Consider the following 21,990-nt stretch of genomic DNA (forward strand, 5'->3'; position numbering starts at 1 on the left):
CGGGGGGGGCTCGGCCGCGGCCCGGCGCGGCGGGGGGGGCCCGGGGCGCCCGCCCCCCCACCCCGGACCGCTCGCCGGGCCGGCATCGGGCCCGGTCCGACGAAATCGCTTCCTGGCCGAACGGGGCCGACACGCAGGAACCGCGTGTACCGCTCTCGTCTTCCGGCGCCTCCGGTCGCGCCGGCGATGCCACCACGTCCCGTGCCTCGAAGCACCCGGGCAGCGACCGAAGTGCCCGGCGAGCGGGATGCAGAAGTGAGGGACAGTGAGATCGGTCAGAACCGTGGCGTACGAGCTGCCCGTGCAGTTCGTCGTGTCACACGAGCTGTCGGTGCCGATGTACGCATCGCTGCGGTACGAGGCGGATGACCCCTATGCCGTCCGCGCCGTCTTCCATCCCCCGGGCGAGGGCCGCACGGTCGAGTGGTTCTTCAGTCGCGACATGCTGACTCAGGCTCTGAGCGAGCACACCGGGCTCGGAGACGTGCGCATGTGGCCGGCCGCCGGCCCGGGGCGCGACGTGGTGTTCGTCGCCCTGCGTTCGCCGGCGGGGTCGGCCCTGCTCGAGTTCCCCGCGCGGAGCGTGGATTCCTTCCTGCGCGACACGCGGTCCTTGGTGCCGCCGGGGACCGAATCCAGCCGGCTCGACCTGGACGCCGAGCTGGCACAGTTGCTGGCGGGAAACTGAACGCCCCCCGGACGGCGACGCCCTGGCAGATCCGAACGAGCCCGATGCCGACTGCGGCACCGGGCTCGTCGTCGTGTGTCCCGTCACCCGGGGAGCTCACCTGCCGCGGCTCATGCCTCCTCGTGGCACTCGCGGCACTCCTCTTCGGGGCACTCGAGCGTGGTGAGGGTCTGGTCGACCTGCTGGGGTGTCAGCGGCGGTTCCGGCAGCTCGTGGGCACACTGGGCGCGGAAGGCGTCGAGGAGCAGGTGAAGGTGGCGGCGCCAGGCGTTGGGGGCGACGGCACGTGTGGCCTGGATGATCCCGGCCTGGGACCAGATCACGAAGGCGAGGTCCTCCGGGGTGACGTCGTCGCGGAGGACGCCCTGCTCCTGGGCGTTGCGGAAGATCTGAGCGGCCCGTTCTCCCGCGCGCTCGAACATTCCCCTGCCGAGCGCGTGGAGGGGCAGCCGGGCCGAGACCAGGTCGTTGAAGGCGTGGTCACAGGCCTGCAGTTCACAGAGCTTTTCCAGGTAGTGGCAGAACCCTTCCCAGGCGTCGTCCATGGCCGCGGCCTCTTCAGCCGCGGCCAGCAGTTCCGTGAACTTCGCGGTGAAGAGCTCTTCGACCAGGTCGAGCCTGCGGGGGAAGTGCCGGTACAGCGTCCCGATCGCGACGCCCGCCTCGCGGGCGACACCCTCCAGGGACGCGTCCAGCCCCTGCGCGGCGAAGGCCTTGCGAGCGGCGGCCACGATCGCGTCCCTGTTGCGCTGCGCGTCGCGGCGCAGCGGCTTGGCCGACGCCTCGGGCGCGGACAGGACGTGCTGCTGGCTCATGCGTCAAGGCTAACATGAGGGACCCCTCGAATTCGGGATGTGACCGTGCTCACGGCTCGAACGCAGCGGCCTGCCCGACGGCCTCAAGACGGTCCAGGACCTTTCGGTTTCGCCGGCACGCGCAGCCAGGCGAGGCCTGCGGCGGCCAGGTAGGCGACTGCCCCGATGGCCATGCTGGTGCGCAGTCCGGTGTTGTAGTCGGTGGCCGTGGCGAGCAGGCTGCCGCCGAGCGCGACGCCGGTGGCGCTGCCGATCTGGCGGGTGGTGTTGAACAGGGCGGAGGCGGCGCCCGAGTACGCCGGAGGCGCGGCACCCATCACGGTGGCGGTCGATCCGGTGAGGGCGAAGGACGTACCGAATCCCGCGGCCATCATCGGGGCCACCAGCAGCGGGTAGGCGGGGTCGGCTCCCGCCGCGGCCCAGCCGGCCAGTCCCAGGGCGGCCAGGAGCATGCCGGAGACCACCAGGGGACGATCGCCGGTGCGGCGGCTCAGCCGCCCGGACAGGACGGAGGCGAACATGGTCATCGCCACCGCCGGGAACAGCGCCAGCCCGGTGCCGAGGGCACTGAAGCCGCGCTGGTGCTGGAATTCCAGGCTGGCGGTGAACACCATGCCGTAGAAGCCGAAGTTGAACAGCAGGCCGATGACGGCTCCACCGCTCATCGCCCGAGAGTGCAGCAGGCTCGGCGGAAGGACGGGAGAGCGGGCCAGCCGCTCGCGCACCACGAACGCCGCGGCGGCCAGCACGGCCAGGCCGACCCCGGCGAGAACGGCCGGATCGGACCAGCCCCGCCGTCCGGCCTCGTTGAGCGCCGCGGTGAGCAGCGCCACCGCCGCCACCACCGCGCACTGCGCCGGCCAGTCCAGGGACCGGGCGGCGCGCCGGGGCGAGCGTGCCACATGCCGCAGCGTCAGCACCAGGCAGGCCACACCGACGGGCAGGTTGATGAGGAACACCCAGCGCCAGCCCATCGTGGAGACGAGCAGCCCGCCCAGCAGCGGGCCCGCCGCGGCCGCGATGCCCGCCATCGAACCCCATAGCCCGAAGGCCCGCGAGCGTACGGCCGACGCCGGGTAGGCCTGCTGGAGCAGGGCCAGGGAACCGGGCACGATCAGAGCCGCACCGAGCCCCTCCACCAGCCGGGCCGCCACCAGGAAAAGGGCGCTCGGCGCAAGCGCGCACGCGGCCGAGGACAGGGTGAACACCGCCACGCCCGAGCAGAAGACCCGACGGTTGCCCAGCCGGTCACCCAGCGCGCCACCGGTCAGCAGGAACCCGGCGAAGACGAGGGTGTACCCGTCGGTGATCCACTGGATGCCGGTGAGCGAGGCCGACAGCTGCCGGCCGATCACCGGCACGGCGACGTTGATGGCCGTCACGTCCAGGATCACCATGAAATACCCGGCGCACACCGCCAGCAGCGGCGCCCAGGACCGTCGCCCGGCATCCGGGGCCGACTCGGGAGAGGACATCGGCTCACCACCGCCGGCCGACTCCGTGAACGCCACGGCCCCAACTCCGTTCCCTCCACCGAGACACGACAGCAAAAGCCACAATAAGGGACATATATACGGGACTGTGTGATCGTCGGGCGGCAGCTCGCGGCCCCGGGGTCTCCGTGCGATCGGGACCGGTCCCGTTCGCGTGTGACGTGATGCGCGTGAGGGCTGCGGCCCCGTTCGGGAAATCCCCGCGGACCCGGACGGCTTTCCGTGTGCGAGCGTTGACCGATTCGATCGCGTTCGTGGTGCAGACGACGCACAGGCACCGGTCCTGCGCCGCGCTCGACGGCGGGGCCGTGCAGGCAGGCTCGAGAGCGCGGGAGATCTCGCCCCCATCCTCTCGCCCGGCCTCGACACCCCGACCGACCCCCTGACGGCCGGCTGCGCCTCCTCGATCACACCCCTGGGCCAACTGCCCGCCGTTGCGGTGCTCCTGACGTCACCACCGGAGCAGGTCCGGCCTCCGGCTGCGACCGCGAGGAATCGCCGGAGCCGACTCGCCGTTGCGTGGACGACAGTCTTCGCATCAACCTCAAGGAGTCCGGGCATGTACGGCGACGCAGACACGGTCCGCAAGATCCTCACCGAGCTGGGCGACACCTGGGCGGTGGTCGGCCTGTCCACGAACCAGCAGCGCCCGGCATACGGCGTGGCCGCCGTCCTCCAGCGCTTCGGCAAGCGCGTCGTGCCGGTACACCCGAAGGCGGAGACGGTACACGGCGAGGTGGGGTACCCCTCCCTCGACGCGATCCCCTTCGATGTCGACGTGGTCGACGTGTTCGTCAACGGCAGCCTCGCCGGCGCCGTGGCCGACGAGGCGGTCGCCATCGGCGCCAGGGCTGTCTGGTTCCAGCTCGGCGTGATCGACGAAGCCGCGTACGACCGCACCCGCGCCGCCGGCCTCGACATGGTCATGGACCGCTGCCCGGCCATCGAGATCCCCCGGCTCGGCTGACCGACCCGGCTCACCGGGTCCCCGGGGTGCGGACGAGGCGGCGTGCGCGTGGGTGCGGGCCGCCGGTCCGATACATGCTCATGCATCACCGCCCGGGTCATCGGAATTCCCCGTCCGAACCCGACCTGTCTTACCGTCTTCTCACATTTCCCAACTGAATACGGACATTCCGTGACCCTCGCTGACCTGTGCAAAAGCTTTGGCCAAGACAGGAAAGATCGAGGGTCAAATTTTGGGCAACACTCTTCAGTCGGTGCAGCGCGCGCCCTTAACTTGTGGCCTCTTGCTCGTTAAATCTGCGTTCAGAAACTGAGAGGCCACTTGACATGGTGAGTGTCGAGAAAGCCGCGACGGAGGACATGACACCTTCGGGCGGTCTGAGGCGGGACGTCGGGCTGATCGGCCTGATGTGGGCCTCTGTGGGCTCGATCATCGGGTCCGGCTGGCTGTACGGCGCGCACGACGCGGTCATGCAGGCCGGTCCCTCGGCGATCATCTCGTGGGTGATCGGCGCGGTCGCGATCGTGCTCCTGGCTCTGGTCCACGCCGAGCTCGGCGGGATGTTCCCGGTGGCGGGCGGTACGGCCCGCTACCCCCACTACGCCTTCGGCGGCCTGGCCGGTATGTCCTTCGGCTGGTTCTCCTGGCTCCAGGCCGCGACCGTGGCGCCCATCGAGGTCGAGGCCATGATCGGCTACGCCGGTCACTGGAAGTGGGCGACGCACTTCCTGCACGCCGACAAGACGCTGACCCCCAGCGGTCTGCTGGTGGCGATCGTGCTCATGGCACTGTTCGTCGGCGTCAACTTCTTCGGCGTCCGGGTACTGGCGCACACCAACAGCGCCGCGACCTGGTGGAAGATCGCCGTACCACTGGCCGCGATCTTCATCATGGCCGTCAGCAACTTCCACCCGGCCAACTTCCACTCGGAGGGCTTCGCCCCCATGGGTGCCAAGGGTGTGCTCGCCGCGATCAGCACCAGCGGCATCATCTTCGCGCTGCTCGGCTTCGAGCAGGCCATCCAGCTGGCCGGCGAGAGCCGCAACCCGAAGCGGGACCTGCCGCGCGCCACGCTCGGCTCGGTCGCGATCGGTGCCGTCATCTACGTCCTGCTCCAGGTGGTGTTCATCGCCGCGCTGCCGCACAGTTCCTTCGCGCACGGCTGGGCGCACCTCGTGTACCAGGGCGACACCGGCCCGTGGGCCGGCCTCGCGACCGTGGTCGGACTCGGCTGGCTGGCCGTGGTCCTCTACCTCGACGCGATCATCTCCCCCGGCGGCACCGGCCTGATCTACACCACCGCCACCTCCCGGGTCTCCTACGGCCTGGCGAAGAACGGCTACGCGCCGAAGATCTTCGCGAAGACCGACGCCCGCGGTGTGCCGTGGTTCGGGCTCGTCATGTCCTTCGTGACCGGCGTGATCTGCTTCCTGCCGTTCCCGAGCTGGCACCAGCTGGTCGGCTTCATCACCTCCGCGAGCGTGCTGATGTACGCGGGCGCTCCGCTGGCGTACGGCGTCTTCGCCGACAAGCTGCCGCGCCATGAACGCCCGTACCGGCTGCCCGGCGGCAAGCTGCTCTCGCCGGTGGCGTTCGTGGTCGCCAACCTGATCATCTACTGGTCCGGCTGGGGCACCCTGTGGCGGCTCGGCCTGGCGATCGTGCTCGGCTACCTGCTGCTCGGCGGCTACGCCCTCTACGCCCACAACAAGAACCTGCCGGACGCTCCCCGGCTGGACTTCAGGGCCGCGCAGTGGCTGCCCGTCTATCTGCTGGGGATGGGTCTGATCTCCTGGCAGGGCAGCTTCGGCGGCCAGGGCCACATCGCGCTGTGGTGGGACATCGTCGTCATCGCCGTCTTCTCGGTGGTCATCTACTACTGGGCGAAGGCGACGTCGTCCACGACCGAGGACATCGAGCGCAGCATCGACGAGGTCGTGGTCACCGACGCCCCGGCGCACTGACCCGCCCCGACTCCCGTGTCCCGTCAGCCAGGGCGGCTCTGCGGTGGCTGACGGGACACCGTCATAATGCGGGGGTGACTCACCCCTCCCCTCACACCGGCTCCCCCTCCGAAGAACGCCGTACGGTCGTCATCGTCGGCGCCGGACCCGCCGGGCTGGCCATCGGGAACATCCTGCGGGCCGCCGCCGTCGACTGCGTGGTCCTGGAGACCGAGAGCAGGCAGTTCATCGAGACCCGGCCGCGGGCCGGGGTCATCGAGGAATGGGCGGTCCGCGGCCTGCAGCAACGCGGTCTCGCCGACACCCTGCTGGCCCGGGCGCAGACGCACAGCGAGTGCGAGTTCCGGTTCGGCGGCGAACGCTTCCGGTTCGACTACGGCGAGCTGACGGACCACCACCACTACGTCTATCCGCAGCCGTTGCTGGTGACGGACCTGGTGCGGGAGTACGCCGACGTCCGCGACGGGGACATCAGGTTCGGGGTGCGGGACGTCACGCTGCACGACTTGGAGACGGACCGGCCCGCCGTGTCGTATGTCGACCCCGGGACCGGCGAACGGCACGTCCTGCGCTGCGAGTTCGTCGCGGGCTGCGACGGGGCGCGCGGGGTGACCCGGGACGCGATACCGGACGGGCGGGTGCGGATCTCCCGGCAGGACTACGGCATCGGCTGGCTGGCGCTGCTCGCCGAGGCGCCGCCGTCCTCGGACTGTGTGCTGTTCGGCGTCCATCCGAACGGTTTCGCCGGGCACATGGCGCGCAGCCCCGAGGTCACCCGCTACTACCTGCAGTGCCCGCCCGGCGACGATCCGGAGAGCTGGTCGCACGAGCGGGTCTGGGACGAACTGCGCGAACGGCTCGGCGCGGCCGGGGCGCCGCCGCTCAACGAGGGGCGGCTGGTCGAGAAGCGCGTGCTGGACATGCACAACTACGTGGTCGAACCCATGGTGTTCGGCCGCCTGTTCCTGGCCGGCGACGCCGGGCACCTGACCGCGCCGATCGCCGCGAAGGGCATGAACCTCGCCCTGCACGACGCCTTCCTGCTGGGCGACGCGATCGTCGCGCACGTCACCAAGGGCGACGACTCCGGCCTGGACGGCTACTCCCACGCCTGTCTGCGCCGGGTCTGGGACTACCAGGAGTTCTCCGGGTTCCTGTCCGGCATCTACCACGGCACCGCGTCCGGCGACCCGTTCCTCGCGGGCACCACGCTGGCCCGGCTGCGCAGACTGTTCACCTCACGCGCGGCCGCGACGGCCTTCGCCGAGCAGTACCTCGGCTCGGCCACCGCCTTCTGAACGCTACGCGGGGACGGCCGCCGGCCGGCCCGCGCGGGTCGCGAGGAGTGCCGTACCGGCGAGACCGAGCAGGACGACCGCGAGGGCCATGGCCAGGTGGATTCCGGCCAGCGGCGTGGCGCCCGCGGCCATCAGCGCGGTGGCGGCGGCCGAGCCGAGCACCGAGCCCAGTTGCCGGACCGTGTTGTTGACCCCGGAGGCCGCTCCCGCCAGGGGTGCGGGAACGTGCCGCATCGCCTCGGTGGAGAGCGGTGCGATCATGCAGCCGGTGCCGAGCCCCATGAACATCAGGGGCACGGTGAAGACCAGCGCCGACGCCGAGCCCTGCGCGAGCAGGATCACCGCGAGCAGACCCGCGCAGAAGGACACCAGCCCGGCCGACAGCACCCTGCGGCCGCCGATCCGGTCGCTGAGGCGTCCGGCGAGCGGGGAGACGAAGAGGGAGACCAGCGGCGAGGGCGCGAGGGCCAGTCCGGCCTGCACCGCGCTGAAGCCGAGCTGCTGCTGGAAGTAGAGGCCGAGCGGCAGCACGGCGGCGATCAGGGCGGCACCGATCGCTCCGACCAGCGCGGTCATCACGGTGAAGCCGCGGTCGGCGAACAGCCGGAACGGGACGAGCGGTTCGCTCCCCTGACGCCGTGACTGCTGGCGCAGGAACAGGGCGGCCAGGACCAGTCCGGCGGCGCCGAGCACCAGGATCCCGGCGTTCCAGGAGTACCGGTCGCCCTCCATCAGGGCGAAGGTCACGCAGGTCAGCGCGGCGGTGGAGAGCAGGACGCCGGACAGGTCGAGCCGGTGGGCGCGGCCGGTGCGCAGGTCGGGGACGAGCAGGAAGGTCAGGACGAGGACCAGCAGCCCGATCGGGACGTTGACGAAGAACACCCAGCGCCAGCCGACCGTGCTGACCAGGAGCCCGCCGAGGGTCGGCCCGGACAGCGTCGCCACCCCGGCGACCGAACCCCAGACGCCGAGCGCGGTACCGCGTCGCTCGGCCGGGAAGACGGCCATGACCAGCGCCATGGTCTGCGGGGTGAGCAGCGCCGCCCCGAGCCCCTGCACGAGCCGTGCGGCGACGAGGACTTCGGCCCCGCCGGCCAGCCCGCAGACCACGCTGGCCGCGGTGAACACCGCGACCCCGGCCGCGAACAGCGTCCGCTGCCCCTTCATGTCCCCGAGCCGCGCGGCCGTCACCAGCAGGGCGGCCAGGACCAGGGTGTAGCCGCTCACGGTCCACATCACCTGGTCGAGCCCGGTGTGCAGGTCGCTCATCACGTCCGGGATCGCGATGTTGACGATCGTCATGTCGAGCAGGGTCATGAAGAACCCGAGGGAGAGGGTGACCAGAACGGCCCACGGGTTACCACGGAGCTTCGTCGTCTTCGGCATGAGCAGAAGCATATCCATCCGATGGAGATGCATCAAGATAAGATGCATCTGCCTGTGATGCATTTTTGCGAGATGCATCTATGCCAGATGTAACCTGAGGAGCGTGAACGTCATCGACCTCTACCTGCTGGGCCACCGCCTCCAGAAGCTCGCCGAGTCCGCCGTCCCCACCGACGGCATCGGCGAACACCCCACCAGCACGGGCACGGTGCTGATCGTGGCCGCCGATCTGCGGGACCACCCCCGGACCACGGTCACCGAGATCGCCCAGCGCACCGGCCTGGCACAGAGCCAGGTCTCCAACGGAGTCGCCCGGTTGCGCGCTGTCGAGGCGGCCACGGCCGAACCCGACCCGCGCGACGGCCGCCGTACGCTGCTCAGCGCGGCCGCCCAGCCGTCCGGCCGTATGCAAGCGGTACGGGAAGCACCCCTGGGCCCGGCGCTCGCGGCGGCGACCAGCGACCCGGACGAGGTGCTCGCCCTGCTGGAGAAGCTCAGTTCCCTGCTTCGGTAGGAGCTTCGGTGGCGGTCTCGGCGAGCCTGTGGTCGGCCACCTTCAGCGCCTCGTCGACCAGCCGGCGCAGATGACCGTGGCGCAGCGAGTACACCACCCGGCGTCCCTCCTTGCGGGTGCCCACCAGGCCCGCGAGCCGGAGCCGGGCCAGATGCTGGCTGACGGCGGGCCGCGCGGCACCGCACACCTCCGTGAGCGTGGTGACGTCGGCCTCCCCCGCCGTGAGGGCGTGCAGGAGGGACAGCCGGGTGCGGTCGCCGAGCAGGGCGAGGAGTTCGGCGGCGAGCGCGAACTGCTCCTCGCCAGGGCTGCGCGGATGCGCATGCTGCGCAGGTGATAGGTGCATGCGTGCGCTCATACGCACATAATGGCCTCGGGGGCGTCGCATGTCCACGTCCCGCGCACCGGAGAGGGGAGCCGCATGAGCGACCGGCACCACCACGAGCACGCACCCGCGGACGACCGGCACCACCCTGAGCAGGCGCACACCCACGACCAGGACGCCCACGACCGGTACGCCCGCGACCAGCACCATCACGAGCACGCCCACGCGCACGCCCCCGGCCCTCACGGCGAGCGCGGTCACGGCCACTCCCACTCCCACTCCCACCCGTCGCCGGGCGGCCTCCGCCACCGCCTCGGGCACCTCCTCACTCCCCACTCCCACGAGACGGCCGACAAGCTCGACTCCGCTCTGGAGACCTCGGCGCGGGGGATGCGCGCGCTCTGGGTCTCGCTGGCCGTGCTCGGGGTGACGGCGCTGGCGCAGGCGGTCGTCGTGGTCCTGTCCGGCTCCGTCGCCCTGCTCGGCGACACCGTGCACAACGCCGCCGACGCGCTCACCGCCGTACCGCTCGGCATCGCCTTCGTGCTCGGGCGTCGCGCGGCGAACCGCCGCTTCACCTACGGCTACGGGCGGGCCGAGGATCTCGCGGGGATCGCGATCGTGCTGACGATCACCGCGTCGGCCGCCTTCGCCGCCTGGACCGCCGTCGAACGGCTGCTGGATCCACGGCCGGTCGCGCACCTCCCGGCGGTCGCGGTGGCCGCGCTGGTCGGGTTCGCCGGGAACGAGTGGGTGGCGCGGTACCGGATGCGGGTGGGCCGGGAGATCGGCTCGGCGGCCCTGGTGGCCGACGGGCTGCACGCCCGTACCGACGGATTCGCCTCGCTGGCCGTGCTGCTGGGGGCCGGCGGGGCGGCGCTGGGCTGGCAGCTCGCCGACCCGCTGGTGGGGCTGGCGATCACCGCGGCGATCGCGCTGGTGCTGCGGGACGCGGCCCGGGAGGTGTTCCGGAGGGTGATGGACGCCGTGGACCCGGAGCTGACGGACCGGGCCGAGCGGGCGGTGCGCGCGGTGCCGGGGGTGCGGGCGGTGGGTGAGCTGCGGCTGCGGTGGATCGGGCACCGGCTGCGGGCCGAGGTCGCGGTCGTGGTCGACGGCGAGGCGACCGTACGGCAGGCGCACGCGGTCGCGGTGGCGGCGGAACACGCGCTGCTGCACGCCGTACCCCGGCTGACGGCGGCCCTGGTGCACGCCGATCCGGCGCCCGCACCCGGCGAGCAGGACCCGCACCTGGCGCTGGCCCACCACGCGACGCGCTAGGGCCTGTCCGGCGGATCAGGTCGCAGGAGAACAAGGGCACATCATCAGCGCCGGTGAGCGGGGCCTGGTGCGTCCAACTGCAAGGCGGAGGAGGGCGGCAACGCGGAGCGTTGACAACCGACGACAACGCCGCAGGTGGACGCACCAGGCCCCGCGTCTGCGGCATGATCCGGCGGACAGGCCCTAGACGCCCAGTCCCTCCAGCACGACCGCCCCCGGCAGCTGGGCGAACGCCTTGCCGGGGACCAGGAGTTTGCCGCGCCGGCGGCCGCTGCCGACCAGGACGTAGGGCAGGTCGACGACGGCCGAGTCCACCAACAGGGCCCAGTCGTGCGGGAGTCCGATCGGGGTGATGCCGCCGTACTCCATGCCGGTCTCCCCGGTCGCGGTGTCCATCGAGGCGAACGAGGCCTTGCGGGCCCCGAGTTGACGTCGTACGACGCCGTTGACGTCCACCTTGGTGGTGGACAGGGCCAGACAGGCGGCCAGCGTCGTCTCGCCGCCGCGCTTGCCCGCCACCACCACGCAGTTGGCCGACCGCTCCAGCAGGTCGCGCCCGTAGTGCTCGACGAAGACGGCGGTGTCCGCCCACTGCGGGTCGGTCTCGACGTAGATGATCTGCTCGGCGGGGACCGCGCCGCTCCAGTGCCGTACGGCGTCGGCGACCGGGGCGGTCAGCTCGTCGAGGCAGTCGGGGGCGGGGACGGCGGTGTCGAAGTCTCCGATGGGTGCGCGCATGTCCGCACGCTAACAGCCGGGCCCGCCGGGCTCAGGGCACGGGCGGGACGGAGACCGTCATGATCATCTCCATCGGCACGTCCCCGGTGTTGCCGTACACATGGGCCGTGTTCGCCTCGAAGGAGGCGCTGGCGCCCGTCGGCACGCGGTACTCGGTCCCGTCCACGGTGAGGGTCAGTTCACCGACGGTGACATGGACGATCTCCACGGTGCCGGTCGGATGGGGTTCCGACGGGCTGCTCTCGCCCGGCATCAGACGCCAGTCCCACATCTCCAGCGGGCCGGGCGCCTCGGTGCCGGCGAGGAGGCGGTTGTAGCTGCCGGCCTCGGTGTGCCACAGCCGTACGGCCTTGTCGACGGGGATGATCTGGACCTTGGGGCCCTGCTCGTAGTCGAGCAGGGTGGTGATGCTGATGCCGAGCGCGTCGCCGATCTTGACGACCGTGCCGATGCTCGGGTTGGTGCGGGCCTGCTCGATCTGGATGAGCATGCCGCGGCTGACCCCGGCCCGGGCCGCGAGCACGTCGAGGGTGAAGCCGCGCACCGCGCGCCAGTGCTTGACGTTGCGGGCCAGGGACTGGGTCAGCAGGTCGAGGTCCGACACGTTTTTTCCATCGTCGAGAGCATCGCGGTCCAATATTCTGAATGACAGAGTTCAGCTAAGTGAACTACGGTGGGGTGTACCTGATCGTTCACCGAACTGTACTGCGAGGCGGCCCGTGACAGCATTCTTCGCCCTGACCACCAGTCTCCTGTGGGGACTGGCCGACTTCGGCGGCGGACTGCTCACGCGACGCGCACCGTCAGGGACCTCGCGCAGGCCGGCGAGGATGTCGGTCGGCGGAGTACGCCACAGCCTGGGGTACTCGAACTGGCGGTGGCCTTCGGCTCGGCTGTAGGTCATCTCCTGCAGCAGAAGTACGTCCGGGTGGTGGTCTCCGATCAGCTCGTGCCACTCTCGCCACCGGGCTGGAGGCTCACCGAGTTCGTCGGCGCCACCGTCATGTTCAAGATTGCCGGTGCCCGCGGTAACGACGGGTTCGCCGTACTTGTCGATTGTGCCGTCAAGGTGTCCGCCGAGGACTACAGGTGAGGTGGAGCCCGCTGCCAGGTGGAGGCTCGGCAGCGGGACTGGGGCCCAAGCAGGGCCGCCCGATCCCGTACTCCCGCTCGACGTCGGTGACTTGGGAGCGGTGCCAGGCGATCTCCGCCCGGGCCGCGCGGACGTAGTGACGCACGACGTTCTCCCCGGACGCGTCGAGCACGATCTTGTTGCCGTCGAAGCCTCGTACGGCTTCGGCGAGGTCGGCAGGCACAGGGGTGGCGTCGTCGACCGCGTACGGGTCGCCGACACACGGCGGGGAAAGGTCGGGATGGTCCTGAAGGCCGTGGATGATGGCAGCGCAGGCGGCGGCGACGGCCAGATACAGATTGGCGTCGGCGCCGGGCAGCCGGACCTCCACGTGCGCGTTCTCACCGACGCCGATGACACGGATGGCGCAGCCGCGGTTGTCGAAGGCCCAGGCGTAGCGGCCCGGGGCGGAGGTGTGCGGGGCGTACCGCTTGTAGGAGTTGACGGTGGCCGCGTACAGCGGGGCCAGGTGTGGCATCGCGGAGAGGAGGCCGGCGATGGCCCGCTCCATCACCGGGGCAGGTCGTCACTGCGGTGGTAGGTGAAGGCGTTGCCGTGGGCGGACCACTGCGACAGGTGCGGGTGCAGTCCGTTGCCCACGCCCGTAGAGGGGGCTGCCATGAAGTTGGGCGTCATACCGCGGCGCTGGATCTACATCAGCCAGGCTTCAGCCCATCTCGCCACCGGCGAAGCAGACGGAGCCTCCGAAGCCCTCGCCCCCGTCCTCGCCCCAGCCCCGGACCACCGTCTGGCGCCGGTCACCCGTCGCCTCGCTGAACTGTGTTCCGGCATCGGCAAGCCGCACGCCAGCAGCACCGCGGCCGTCGGACTGCGGCAAGTCATCGAGGAGTTCTGCTTGGACTCCGCTCCACGACATGTTGCCCTCTCGCCAGGGCAGGGTTCGGCCTGATCTGATCCCGGACTATGACGACGCAACCCGAGACCATGCGGAACCACTGGTGGTGGCGGCCCGGCTGGAGTGTGGGACGCCGCTTTTACACCTGGCATCTGACGTTCGAGGGCCAGGACGACGTGCACCGGCTTGCCACCGAGTACAGGTCCGCGCTCGTGCCTCTCGGAGACATCCTCACCCCGATCCCCGATCAATGGCTGCACCTGACCATGCAGGGCATCGACTTCGTCGGTGAGACCAAAGAGCAGGATGTCAACGCCATCGTGGAGGCAGCGCACACACGACTGGCTGCCGTCCCGGCCTTCGACCTACGGATCGGGCCGGAGGCGCTGGACCCCGAAGCGGTGTTGCTCCATGTCCACCCTGACAGCCCAGTCCGGGCCGTCCGGAACACCATCCGGAATGCCATCGGCGACGTTCTCGGAGAGATCCCTGAGAAGGCCGAGGGCTTCACGCCTCACGTCTCAGTGGCCTACAGCGCCCATGACGGGCCCGCGTCGCCGATCGCGCAGGTCCTTGACGGCCTCAGCCTCACGCCAGCACAAGCACGTATCGACACCGCGGAACTCATCGTGATCCACAGAGACAACCAGATGTACGAGTGGGAACCCTTCGCCAAGGTCCCTCTCGGCTGAGAGGACATGGTGACACACGGGGCCTTGCCGCTTTCCGGCCGTAAGACCCCGTGCCTCAAGGCTGTCACCGTCGCCTTCAACGCTGACAGGCCGGGACCATCTCCGCGGGTGCGGGGAGCAGCACAGCGGATAGGGACCGAACTGTCTCACGACGCTGCTCCCCGCACCCGTCGCAGCCGGACGTCGGGCGGGAGATGTTCGCCGCGGCCCGCACGCACTGCGAGTCCACGATCGCGGCCGTCGGGTCGGGTGAACGGCCCTCCCTCTCGCGGACCTTGTCGCGAAGCCGGTCGTGGAGCCGGTTCGCCCACTTGACGCCGTTGTCGACGACATAGCGGACCGCATCCAGCATCACGCGGTGGCAATAGCCCTCCGGCAGCAACGGCCGGACGACTGCCACTCTGCATCCGTCATGTCGGAGCCATAACTCCGCACGCGCTCCGGACCGTCCGCCGCGTTGCCGAACCTGTGCGCGAGACAGTCACACGCCGGAGATTGCGCGTTGGACTCCACGGACGCAAGCAAGAAAGACTGCGACACAGGGCCCCCTGGCGCTGCTCGGTTGGGATCGCAACCCCGAGCTACCGGGAGGCCCTGCCGCTATGCGCCGACCTCCAAGAGATCACCCACACAGGAACCGTGTTCGACAGACCAAGCCCGCCGAGCGGTAAGCGGAAACCTTCTCAGTTCAACGACTGTGCGGACGAGCTGTCTAATCTTCGTCGCAGGCAGCGTCGTAGTTTGTCTCGTAAGACTCTTTGTAGCCCTGCTTGTATTTCGAGTTGCTCGACTTCGGGGCATAGGACTGGTGGTAGTTACAGTCTTCACCGTCGCTCTTCCCTGCCGCCCGTCCTTCCACCTTGCCCTGCTGGTAGGGACTACGGGTCTTCGTCGGCTTGGGGGTGGGTTGGTGGGTGGCCGAGGCTTCGTACGCCGCCGAGGTGGCTGCGGCCTGCGATATAGCCGTCGGCGCAAGCGTCAGCCCTGCCACCGCGGCGATAGTGCCCGCAAGTAGCGCAGTGGTTCGCTTGGCGTGCATGACTATTCTCTTCCTCAGAGACTGTTGCTTGCAGTGATGCTCGCCCCTGCCAACGTGCTGAGCCGGTTGCGGACCAGGCAGCGTCATCGGGGCTCGACGTATCGGGTGCATCAGAGCCGAAGCACTCTGGCATTCAGCGTCCGCCTTCAGACGGCTAGACGCAGCCGAGGCTGTGGCACCTGTCAACGCTATCGACCAGATACAACTATGTCCATTTTTGCGACTACCACCCCTTATGTAGGGTTGTGTCATGCCGAGTGGTGTAGTCACTCGCCGAGCTGCTTCGTTTCCCGACCCGCGCCGAGGTCGAGAAGCAGCGGGATTACTTCCCGCCGTCCCACCCGGACGCCGGGCGAGGGATGTTCGCTGCGGCCCGCACGCACTGCGAGTCCACGATCGCGGCCGTCGGGTCGGGTGAACGGCCCTCCCTCTCGCGGACCTTGTCGCGAAGTCGGTCATGGAGCTCGGCGAGCAAGCCCATCACCTGCCAGCGGCGGGCGAACGCGTGCACCGGCCGATACGGCGGGAAGTCACGCTTCAGGTTCGCCCACTTGACGCCGTTGTCGACGACATGGCGGACCGCATCCAGCACCCAATGCCACGAAGTCAATGATTCGGTAGTGGCGTCAAGGTGTCAGGGAGGATGGTCTTGCAGGTGTTCGGCGCGGTGCGCGCCGGGCGACTTCGGTGCGGCCGTCGTAGACCACTGCCTCGGAGGCGTGCAGCAGGACGCGGACCTGGCGGCCGATCAGCCTTACTGGCACCGAGCAGTGGTTCTGCCGCAGATCTGCGCGTAGCGGTACCCCCCTCGAGGTCAGGAGCCGCCCGGTCTCGAAGTGGTCCTCGGGCAGCGGTTGGAGCAAGGGTCTCTCGATGGCGAAGTACTCGCCGAGGGTGCGCGGGCGCTCGCCGATCCGGCGCGGGACGTCTGCACCCAGCACCTCGGGCACGTCCGACGGCTGCCGACCAATCCTCCTGTCGAGTTCATGGCCGAGCTCACGCTCGAAGTGCGGCCAGCGCGGCGGCGAGCTTGCCCCGGCCGGTGATGCCGAGGCGTGGGTAGATGCGGTACAGGTGCGCTCCGACGGTGCGGTGCGAGATGAACAGGCGCTGGCCGATCTCTCGGTTGCTCAACCCCTGTGACGCCAGGAGGGCTATCTGCATTTCCTGGGCAGACAGCTGCTCGCCGGTGTTCGCGTGCCGTCGGCCACTCGACTCGCCGGTGGCGCGCAGCTGCTCGCGGGCCATCTCGGCCCAGGGCTGCGCGCCGACCCGGTCGAACCCGTCGCGGGCGAGTCGGAGCGGCTGCCGAGCGTCCACGTTGCGGCGTTGGCGGCGCAACCAGCGGCCCTGGTGCAGATGCAACCGCGCACGCGACAACGTCCAGTCGGCCGGCAGTGCGGCAAGGGCCGCGGCGTGGCGCTCCTCCGCGATGTCGTCCGGAGCCAGCACCGCGTCGGTGTAGGCGTGAGCCACCACCATCATTTCCGAGGGCAGCCGTTCGGCCAGCTCCGGAAGTTCGGCCAGCAGTTCCCGGGCGTGCTCCACGGTGCCCGCGGCGACCGCGGCATCCGCCAGGTCCGGCGCGAGCAGCCAGCGGCTCACCGAGTGGTAGTGCGGGTCAACGGGATCGAACGCGCGCGCGAGAACGTCGTACGCCTCCGTGGCGCGGCCGTCGAAGAGAGCGAGCAGGCCGTCGGTCTGCTGCGCCATCACGGTGGCGAACGGCATACCCGGGAACAAGCTGTGCATGCGTAGTTCGCGGATCATCAGCGCCGCTTGCTCGGTTTCTCCGCGCAGCGCCGCCACCAGGCCGGCCGTAGCCTTCAGCCCCAGCCAGACGATCCACTCCCCGGTCTCCTCGGCCAGGGCGAGCCCCTCGGCGGACTCCTCGCGAGCTCGCTCGAGCTGGCCGAGGTACACCTGTGGCCAGCTGGCGGCCAGCGAACGGGCGAGCAGCCCGAGCCGGCCCTGCAACCGCCACGCCGCGGCCGCCAGCGCAAGGTACTGAACGGCGCGGCTGATGTCGCCGATGACCATGGCACCGCTACCGAGAAAATGCAGGATCCGGCCGTCTTCAGGATCTGCTCTGATTCCGTCGAGCCGCGCGATCACGTCGGCCCCGTGCCGGTACGGCTCGGTGTACGCCCGCACCGCCAGCACATGGGGGGCATCCGGATCAGGATTCCATCGATCCAGTTCTGCCGCGGCCTCAGCACGCACCTGCGCGTCGCCGTCCTGGAAGAAGCATCGTGCGCTGGCTCGCCACAACAGGTTCTCCGCGACGTCTCCGGCTCCTGCGTCGAACGCTCCGGCCGCCGCGGTGACCATGTCCTGGATCCGTCGCTGCGGCTCGCCCGGTTCGATCGCGCAGTTGTCGGACACCACCATGAGGCGAGCCCGCTCGACCCGGCCCAGCACGCTCATGTCGGTGCGGTCCAGCAGCATCTGGGCGCTGACGCGGTGGTTGATCTCGCTGGACAACTCGGCCGCCCGGACCAGGATGCCGGTCCGGCGCTGCGCATCGAGGACAAGGTCGGCCGCCTGACGCAGCGCCGGGACGGCAGCCGCCACCTTCCCTCGGGCCTGCGACGCATCGGCGAAACGCTCGAGCCGGGCGGCCAGTTCCTCGTTCGGCCCGATCGTGGCCGCCGCCTCGTGCGCGAGTTGACGCTCCGGGGTGTCGTCCATCACCGATGCGAGGGCACGGTGAGTGGCCAGCCGGTCGGCGAGCGTAGCGTGGGTGTAGATCGCCGTGCGCATCAGCGGATGGCGGAACTCCGCGCTGTAGCCGACCAGGGTGACCAGATCCGCGTCGACCGCCTCCTGCACCGCGTCGACGGAGACCGCCGAGCCGCAGAGGCGACTCGACACGTCCAGCAGCAGGTTCAGGGGCGCAGCCGGCTCGGCGGCCAGGACCAGGAGCAACGTGCGACACTCGCGGCTCATCGAATCGGTACGCGCACAGAACGCGTCCTCCAGCCGCTGAGTCAGCGGCAGGTCGTCCATCTGCGGGGTCACGCCCTGCACGGCCTTGGGCAGCTCGACCAGGGCCAGCGGATTACCCGCGGCACGCTCCAGGATGAGCGCCCGCAACGGCGCCGGCAGGTCGGGCGCGCCGACATCGAGCAAGTCGGCGGCGGCTGGCCGGCCGAGCGGCTCCAGGGGGAGGTCCAGGAGCACGTACGATTCGGAGTACTGGACCCGGGCGGCAGCGAACACCTGTATGGCATGGTCGCGGGTGCGCCGGGCAACGAACTTGAGCACGTCGCGACTGGACGAATCGATCCACTGCAGGTCGTCGACCAGCAGCAGGAGCGGCTGCCGGTTGGCCGCGTCGGCGAGCAGTTCGAGCACGGCCAGTCCGACCCGGTATATCTCGGGCTCGGTGTCCCTGACGCTGAACGCGCCGCTCAGCGCCGAACGGTGCGGAGCCGAAAGGTCTTCCACGCCACGGGCGACCGGTTGCAGCAGCATCTGCAGCGCCGCGAACGGCAACCACTGCTCGGGCTCCACTCCAGATGTCCGTAGCACCTTGAAGCCGCTTTCGATGGCCTCGGTGCCGACCGTACGCAGCAGAGCCGACTTGCCGACACCGGCAGCGCCGTGGACCAGCAGCGTGCTGCCGTGCCCAGCCGCAGCGTCCGCGAGCAGCCCGCGAAGGGTGCGCAGCTCCCTGTCCCGCCCGATCATCGCACCCGTACGGATCCCGCCTTCTGCGGGGTTCCCAACAGCCCCGTCCCAACAGGGACGCCCGCTGTGACGGTGAGCGCGCGGACCTGGACAGGCCGTACGAAGACGAAGCCCTCTGCCGTCCGGCGGTGCCCGCCTGTGGTGCTTCCGTTGACCGTGGCGACGGGATGCTCAAGCAGGGCCGGACGTTCACTCGTCGGCACAGCAGGCATGGCGCACAGCACGTGAAGCTTCTCTCCATCAAGGGGTCGTTCCGGCCACCATCGTACTCGTCAGGTACGGCGGCCCTTATCAGTGCTGCTCAACCATCAGTCGAACGACTCTCGGAACAAAACAGCGAACGGCGAGTCTCGGCCGATGCCAGGCGGAACCACGACTTTGCCGAGCATGATCCCGACGGCGGCGAAGGGGCTATGGAGGCGCACAGCCGAGGAGCCCGTTGGGCGAGGACGGCGAGGACCGGGTGCTCTGGCGTTCGCAGATCCGGGCGACCCGGCGGGTAAGGACAGGGGTCAGGTATGGGCTCGCCCGGGCAGGACGGGTGAGATCCACAACAGCCGCCATGCCGGATCGGATCGATCAGCACCTGCACGTTCACCCCATGCCGACAGTGCCGCGAATCCGCCGATGGAACGGCCCGGCTGTCGCCTGTCCGGTCACACTCCGCGACGATGCCGTCCAGCAGCACGTGGTCCGGCTTGGCCGCACGCAGGGCGCGCAGCAGACTGGGGCGTGGTCGGCGAGCAGGTCGACGGCAGCCGTCGTGGGCGCAGACGGAGATGCCGAAGCCGACCTCGATCTGGGCGAGGGTGTCCTGTAGGCGTAGGTGACCCAGGTCAACCGGGCACGCTGGGGCGGCGGGGGCGTGCAGCAGCGGTCGTCCTCGCCGGTAACGATGAGTACCGTGGCCCGCCGAACATCTCCCTCATGGCACAGGAGCCTTGTGCGTTGCGGACGCCGATGCCGTGCCGATCAGTGGCCACGCTGAAAGAGCTCAGCCAACCTCACGTCGAAAAGGTATTGGCGAGCAACCCTACGCCCGGCCGTCCGTCGGCGGATTCTCGGCACCGCCGGCTGACGGTCCGGTCGATCCGTTGGGAATGACCGCTCGCTGCCCGGCCGACCGACGCAGCCCGGCCCGGATCGCGCGTATAGGACGGATCGCGCGCACAGGGGAGACGCCGCCATCAATGACCGTCTCGAACCTACGACGAGGTTCTCTGGGGACGGGCAAAGCACGCTACTGAAGGTCGTGGCGTCGGTAACATCGCGTGGCGGGGCAACGATTGCAGTGGCAATCCTTCCGCTTCGACATGGAACCGATTTTCTTGCGCTAAACAGGAGCAGAACCACCGGCCGCCCGACACTCGGCCCAGAGCGGCGCCCACAGCTCTTCAAGCCCGCGGCGAGAAGGCGATCCACGCACGCCGGTATGTCACCCCAGACAGACGAGAGCGACGACGAAGTGTCTGAGCACACGCCGCCGAATTCCCAGCCGTTGCGCGTCCCGGTAATAGCCGGACATTACCCGATCAAGCTCGAAAACCTCATATTTCGTCCGACAACTGACTGACGAAACTTTCGAAACTCAGAAAGCTTCCTTCGTCCCCGAACGGCACAACCTCGAAGGTGCGTTTCAGGAATTCGTCGATCACTACCGCTGGTGCGGCTACGACAAACGTTTCCGACCCCGACCTGAACGCCAGGTACACCAACTCATGACCGCGAATCTCGGTGGGCCAAATTTGAATATCACCGAAACCGGCGAGCCGCCGCCGGCCGGAAGCCAGGAGCTCACGACCGAATTCCCACTCAATGATCAGATCAGTGCCCGCGTTAAATGCCATGACTATTGAATACGGCTCTGCGCTGTCATATCGGAGATCTGTTATGACCGACAGAGGCACCTCCTCTTCGAGAAGAGCAACGACCGTGCGGCATGTCACCGGATCATGCTTTATGTCCCACTCCGCGTGACCGCCTTGCCGGCGTCTGCGATCTTTGTGAGTACACCCGGGCTCGTCATCGGTGCCGAAGACCTTCCCGCTCATGATTCGTCCTCTCTCGTCTTCCCGCCACGACGGCTACTCGTCGGCGTCTACAGAGCCGCGAATTGGCCAACGGCTGGTTCGGAAGGCCCTCACCTGCCCCGGTAGATCGGGTTGCTACAAGCCTGGGACCGGCTGAGACCTGATGCATCAGTCAAGTGACCGTGAGCGGACGGGCCAGGTCGGATCACGGCTCTGGCGCTGCGCACACGACCGCCCGGTGACAACCCGCCCGTCGGGGACCGAGCCCGATCGCCTCCACGCTTTGCCTGGCGTCCGCATCGGCGGCTGACCCACCTCGCGGGGGTCGGGCCTGCAGGACACCCACTGCTAGGGGTCCAACCCCTGTTCACGAGAAGGCCGCGCTCACCGAGGCCCGGACCGGACAGTTCGAGGACACGCAGGGCTGTTACGGGTACTGCCGGGCACCGTCGGCCATCTCATCGCGCAGATCCATGAACTCGACCGGCTCATCGCCAACACACTGGAGGAGATCCCCACCCCGCACGACGACCTCACGGACAACTCATCCACCGGCCGCGTGAACGCTCGCATCCCGACCCGGAAGCCGGCCGCCGTCCCAGCAGCGGACCGGCCACCGCACAGATCATCCTCGCCGAAATCGGCGCGGAGCCGCTCCCCCAGCCCCGAACGCCTGGGCTCGTGGCGACCAGCCGGCAGACGTCCAGGCCGCCGGAGAACTCCTCGGGCCACCCTCCTCCGCGCATCGCGATCGCGGCCGATGCCGGGCTCCTTCCAGGCTCCGGAAGCCGACCGGCCGAGCAGAACACCTGTCTGACGGACACCCTTCTGCGGGTGCACATCCAGTTTCAAGTGAAACCGTATCGAATGCACATATGGCTGTAATGTGACCCCGTGACCACCCACATTCCTCACAGCGCCACCCCCTCGGCCGGCTCGCGTGCGACGGACCGTCCCGGGGACACCTCGCCTTTCGCTCTCGCCCTGCTGCTGCGGCGGGCGCACTGGCGGGTGGCCGGGGTGATGACGGAGGCGCTTCGCCCGCTCGGTGTCGAGTTGCGGCATTTCGCGGTGCTTCT

Annotated in this window: 21 protein-coding genes and 2 pseudogenes; 8 read left to right on the forward strand and 15 right to left on the reverse strand. The window is 69.4% G+C overall.

What is annotated here, in order from left to right; all coding sequences use genetic code 11:
* The first annotated feature begins 283 nt into the window (after positions 1 to 283).
* Positions 284 to 688 (forward strand): SsgA family sporulation/cell division regulator, encoded by a 405-nt coding sequence (locus ACFWXC_RS51755; protein ID WP_384491109.1) that lies wholly within the window; start codon positions 284 to 286, stop codon positions 686 to 688.
* 110 nt (positions 689 to 798) lie between these two features.
* Here the strand turns inward: ACFWXC_RS51755 and ACFWXC_RS51760 are convergent, their stop codons facing one another.
* From ACFWXC_RS51760 to ACFWXC_RS51770, 3 genes and pseudogenes are all read right to left on the reverse strand, one after another.
* Positions 799 to 1,503: a TetR/AcrR family transcriptional regulator gene (locus ACFWXC_RS51760; RefSeq protein WP_384491111.1), complete on the reverse strand. Its 705-nt coding sequence runs from the start codon at positions 1,501 to 1,503 to the stop codon at positions 799 to 801.
* 83 nt (positions 1,504 to 1,586) lie between these two features.
* On the reverse strand, positions 1,587 to 2,978 hold the full coding sequence (locus ACFWXC_RS51765; RefSeq protein ID WP_384491150.1) for an MFS transporter: 1,392 nt from the start codon (positions 2,976 to 2,978) through the stop codon (positions 1,587 to 1,589).
* 190 nt (positions 2,979 to 3,168) lie between these two features.
* Positions 3,169 to 3,264, reverse strand: a pseudogene (locus ACFWXC_RS51770) (transposase); the annotation flags it as partial.
* A gap of 291 nt (positions 3,265 to 3,555) precedes the next feature.
* On the opposite strand from ACFWXC_RS51770, the gene ACFWXC_RS51775 reads away from it, so the two are divergent.
* The 3 genes from ACFWXC_RS51775 to ACFWXC_RS51785 all read left to right on the forward strand — a co-directional run bounded on the left by ACFWXC_RS51775 (position 3,556) and on the right by ACFWXC_RS51785 (position 7,225).
* Positions 3,556 to 3,963, forward strand: a complete 408-nt coding sequence (locus ACFWXC_RS51775) for a CoA-binding protein (protein ID WP_384491113.1) — start codon at positions 3,556 to 3,558, stop codon at positions 3,961 to 3,963.
* A 326-nt stretch (positions 3,964 to 4,289) separates the two neighbouring features.
* Positions 4,290 to 5,927 (forward strand): APC family permease, encoded by a 1,638-nt coding sequence (locus ACFWXC_RS51780; RefSeq protein WP_384491115.1) that lies wholly within the window; start codon positions 4,290 to 4,292, stop codon positions 5,925 to 5,927.
* Positions 5,928 to 6,001: 74 nt separating this feature from the next.
* Positions 6,002 to 7,225, forward strand: a complete 1,224-nt coding sequence (locus ACFWXC_RS51785; protein WP_384491119.1) for a 4-hydroxybenzoate 3-monooxygenase — start codon at positions 6,002 to 6,004, stop codon at positions 7,223 to 7,225.
* A gap of 3 nt (positions 7,226 to 7,228) precedes the next feature.
* On the opposite strand, the gene ACFWXC_RS51790 is transcribed toward ACFWXC_RS51785, so the two are convergent.
* Positions 7,229 to 8,611 carry a DHA2 family efflux MFS transporter permease subunit gene (locus tag ACFWXC_RS51790; protein WP_384491121.1) on the reverse strand — a complete coding sequence of 461 codons (1,383 nt, stop codon included), beginning with the start codon at positions 8,609 to 8,611 and terminating at the stop codon, positions 7,229 to 7,231.
* 103 nt (positions 8,612 to 8,714) lie between these two features.
* On the opposite strand from ACFWXC_RS51790, the gene ACFWXC_RS51795 reads away from it, so the two are divergent.
* Positions 8,715 to 9,125, forward strand: a complete 411-nt coding sequence (locus ACFWXC_RS51795; RefSeq protein ID WP_384491124.1) for a MarR family transcriptional regulator — start codon at positions 8,715 to 8,717, stop codon at positions 9,123 to 9,125.
* Here the strand turns inward: ACFWXC_RS51795 and ACFWXC_RS51800 are convergent.
* Complete coding sequence (locus ACFWXC_RS51800; RefSeq protein WP_384491126.1) at positions 9,106 to 9,483, reverse strand: ArsR/SmtB family transcription factor; 378 nt, start codon at positions 9,481 to 9,483, stop codon at positions 9,106 to 9,108. The two genes, ACFWXC_RS51795 and ACFWXC_RS51800, sit on opposite strands and share 20 nt — an antisense overlap.
* A gap of 63 nt (positions 9,484 to 9,546) precedes the next feature.
* Here ACFWXC_RS51800 and ACFWXC_RS51805 point away from each other — a divergent pair, with 63 nt between their 5' ends.
* A complete protein-coding gene (locus ACFWXC_RS51805) occupies positions 9,547 to 10,731 on the forward strand; it encodes a cation diffusion facilitator family transporter (RefSeq protein ID WP_384491128.1) in 1,185 nt (394 codons plus the stop codon).
* A 183-nt stretch (positions 10,732 to 10,914) separates the two neighbouring features.
* Here ACFWXC_RS51805 and ACFWXC_RS51810 read toward each other — a convergent pair whose 3' ends face one another.
* The 4 genes from ACFWXC_RS51810 to ACFWXC_RS51825 all read right to left on the reverse strand — a co-directional run bounded on the left by ACFWXC_RS51810 (position 10,915) and on the right by ACFWXC_RS51825 (position 13,406).
* On the reverse strand, positions 10,915 to 11,469 hold the full coding sequence (locus ACFWXC_RS51810) for a YbaK/EbsC family protein (protein WP_384491130.1): 555 nt from the start codon (positions 11,467 to 11,469) through the stop codon (positions 10,915 to 10,917).
* 31 nt (positions 11,470 to 11,500) lie between these two features.
* A complete protein-coding gene (locus ACFWXC_RS51815) occupies positions 11,501 to 12,073 on the reverse strand; it encodes a helix-turn-helix domain-containing protein (protein ID WP_384491132.1) in 573 nt (190 codons plus the stop codon).
* 460 nt (positions 12,074 to 12,533) lie between these two features.
* Positions 12,534 to 13,112, reverse strand: coding sequence for a hypothetical protein (locus ACFWXC_RS51820; protein ID WP_384491152.1), 579 nt, complete (start codon positions 13,110 to 13,112; stop codon positions 12,534 to 12,536).
* Positions 13,113 to 13,268: 156 nt separating this feature from the next.
* Positions 13,269 to 13,406, reverse strand: coding sequence for a hypothetical protein (locus ACFWXC_RS51825; RefSeq protein ID WP_384491134.1), 138 nt, complete (start codon positions 13,404 to 13,406; stop codon positions 13,269 to 13,271).
* A gap of 119 nt (positions 13,407 to 13,525) precedes the next feature.
* Between ACFWXC_RS51825 and ACFWXC_RS51830 the strand changes: the two genes are divergently transcribed.
* Complete coding sequence (locus ACFWXC_RS51830) at positions 13,526 to 14,149, forward strand: 2'-5' RNA ligase family protein (RefSeq protein WP_384491136.1); 624 nt, start codon at positions 13,526 to 13,528, stop codon at positions 14,147 to 14,149.
* Positions 14,150 to 14,225: 76 nt separating this feature from the next.
* Here the strand turns inward: ACFWXC_RS51830 and ACFWXC_RS51835 are convergent, their stop codons facing one another.
* The 6 genes from ACFWXC_RS51835 to ACFWXC_RS51860 all read right to left on the reverse strand — a co-directional run bounded on the left by ACFWXC_RS51835 (position 14,226) and on the right by ACFWXC_RS51860 (position 20,932).
* Positions 14,226 to 14,549 (reverse strand): hypothetical protein, encoded by a 324-nt coding sequence (locus ACFWXC_RS51835; protein ID WP_384491138.1) that lies wholly within the window; start codon positions 14,547 to 14,549, stop codon positions 14,226 to 14,228.
* Positions 14,550 to 14,861: 312 nt separating this feature from the next.
* Entirely contained in the window at positions 14,862 to 15,188 is a 327-nt protein-coding gene (locus ACFWXC_RS51840) for a hypothetical protein (RefSeq protein ID WP_384491140.1), read from the reverse strand.
* Positions 15,189 to 15,510: 322 nt separating this feature from the next.
* A complete protein-coding gene (locus ACFWXC_RS51845; RefSeq protein WP_384491142.1) occupies positions 15,511 to 15,798 on the reverse strand; it encodes a transposase in 288 nt (95 codons plus the stop codon).
* Positions 15,799 to 15,814: 16 nt separating this feature from the next.
* A complete protein-coding gene (locus ACFWXC_RS51850) occupies positions 15,815 to 16,138 on the reverse strand; it encodes a hypothetical protein (RefSeq protein WP_384491144.1) in 324 nt (107 codons plus the stop codon).
* Between the two features lie 46 nt (positions 16,139 to 16,184).
* Positions 16,185 to 18,881, reverse strand: a complete 2,697-nt coding sequence (locus tag ACFWXC_RS51855; protein WP_384491146.1) for an ATP-binding protein — start codon at positions 18,879 to 18,881, stop codon at positions 16,185 to 16,187.
* Between the two features lie 1,547 nt (positions 18,882 to 20,428).
* A complete protein-coding gene (locus tag ACFWXC_RS51860) occupies positions 20,429 to 20,932 on the reverse strand; it encodes an SsgA family sporulation/cell division regulator (protein ID WP_384491148.1) in 504 nt (167 codons plus the stop codon).
* 873 nt (positions 20,933 to 21,805) lie between these two features.
* On the opposite strand from ACFWXC_RS51860, the pseudogene ACFWXC_RS51865 reads away from it, so the two are divergent.
* Positions 21,806 to 21,990, forward strand: a pseudogene (locus ACFWXC_RS51865) (MarR family transcriptional regulator); the annotation flags it as partial.

This window comes from Streptomyces sp. NPDC058683, from assembly GCF_042716195.1.
GTDB lineage: Bacteria > Actinomycetota > Actinomycetes > Streptomycetales > Streptomycetaceae > Streptomyces.

Excerpts from the sequence above, each read along its gene's own strand:
- ACFWXC_RS51760 (WP_384491111.1), bottom strand. The coding sequence starts at position 1,503 with ATGAGCCAGCAGCACGTCCTGTCCGCGCCCGAGGCGTCGGCCAAGCCG.
- ACFWXC_RS51765 (WP_384491150.1), bottom strand. The coding sequence starts at position 2,978 with ATGTCCTCTCCCGAGTCGGCCCCGGATGCCGGGCGACGGTCCTGGGCG.
- ACFWXC_RS51775 (WP_384491113.1), top strand. The coding sequence starts at position 3,556 with ATGTACGGCGACGCAGACACGGTCCGCAAGATCCTCACCGAGCTGGGC.
- ACFWXC_RS51780 (WP_384491115.1), top strand. The coding sequence starts at position 4,290 with ATGGTGAGTGTCGAGAAAGCCGCGACGGAGGACATGACACCTTCGGGC.
- ACFWXC_RS51790 (WP_384491121.1), bottom strand. The coding sequence starts at position 8,611 with ATGCCGAAGACGACGAAGCTCCGTGGTAACCCGTGGGCCGTTCTGGTC.
- ACFWXC_RS51800 (WP_384491126.1), bottom strand. The coding sequence starts at position 9,483 with ATGAGCGCACGCATGCACCTATCACCTGCGCAGCATGCGCATCCGCGC.
- ACFWXC_RS51805 (WP_384491128.1), top strand. The coding sequence starts at position 9,547 with ATGAGCGACCGGCACCACCACGAGCACGCACCCGCGGACGACCGGCAC.
- ACFWXC_RS51810 (WP_384491130.1), bottom strand. The coding sequence starts at position 11,469 with ATGCGCGCACCCATCGGAGACTTCGACACCGCCGTCCCCGCCCCCGAC.
- ACFWXC_RS51820 (WP_384491152.1), bottom strand. The coding sequence starts at position 13,112 with ATGGAGCGGGCCATCGCCGGCCTCCTCTCCGCGATGCCACACCTGGCC.
- ACFWXC_RS51830 (WP_384491136.1), top strand. The coding sequence starts at position 13,526 with ATGACGACGCAACCCGAGACCATGCGGAACCACTGGTGGTGGCGGCCC.
- ACFWXC_RS51840 (WP_384491140.1), bottom strand. The coding sequence starts at position 15,188 with ATGCACGCCAAGCGAACCACTGCGCTACTTGCGGGCACTATCGCCGCG.
- ACFWXC_RS51855 (WP_384491146.1), bottom strand. The coding sequence starts at position 18,881 with ATGATCGGGCGGGACAGGGAGCTGCGCACCCTTCGCGGGCTGCTCGCG.
- ACFWXC_RS51860 (WP_384491148.1), bottom strand. The coding sequence starts at position 20,932 with ATGAGCGGGAAGGTCTTCGGCACCGATGACGAGCCCGGGTGTACTCAC.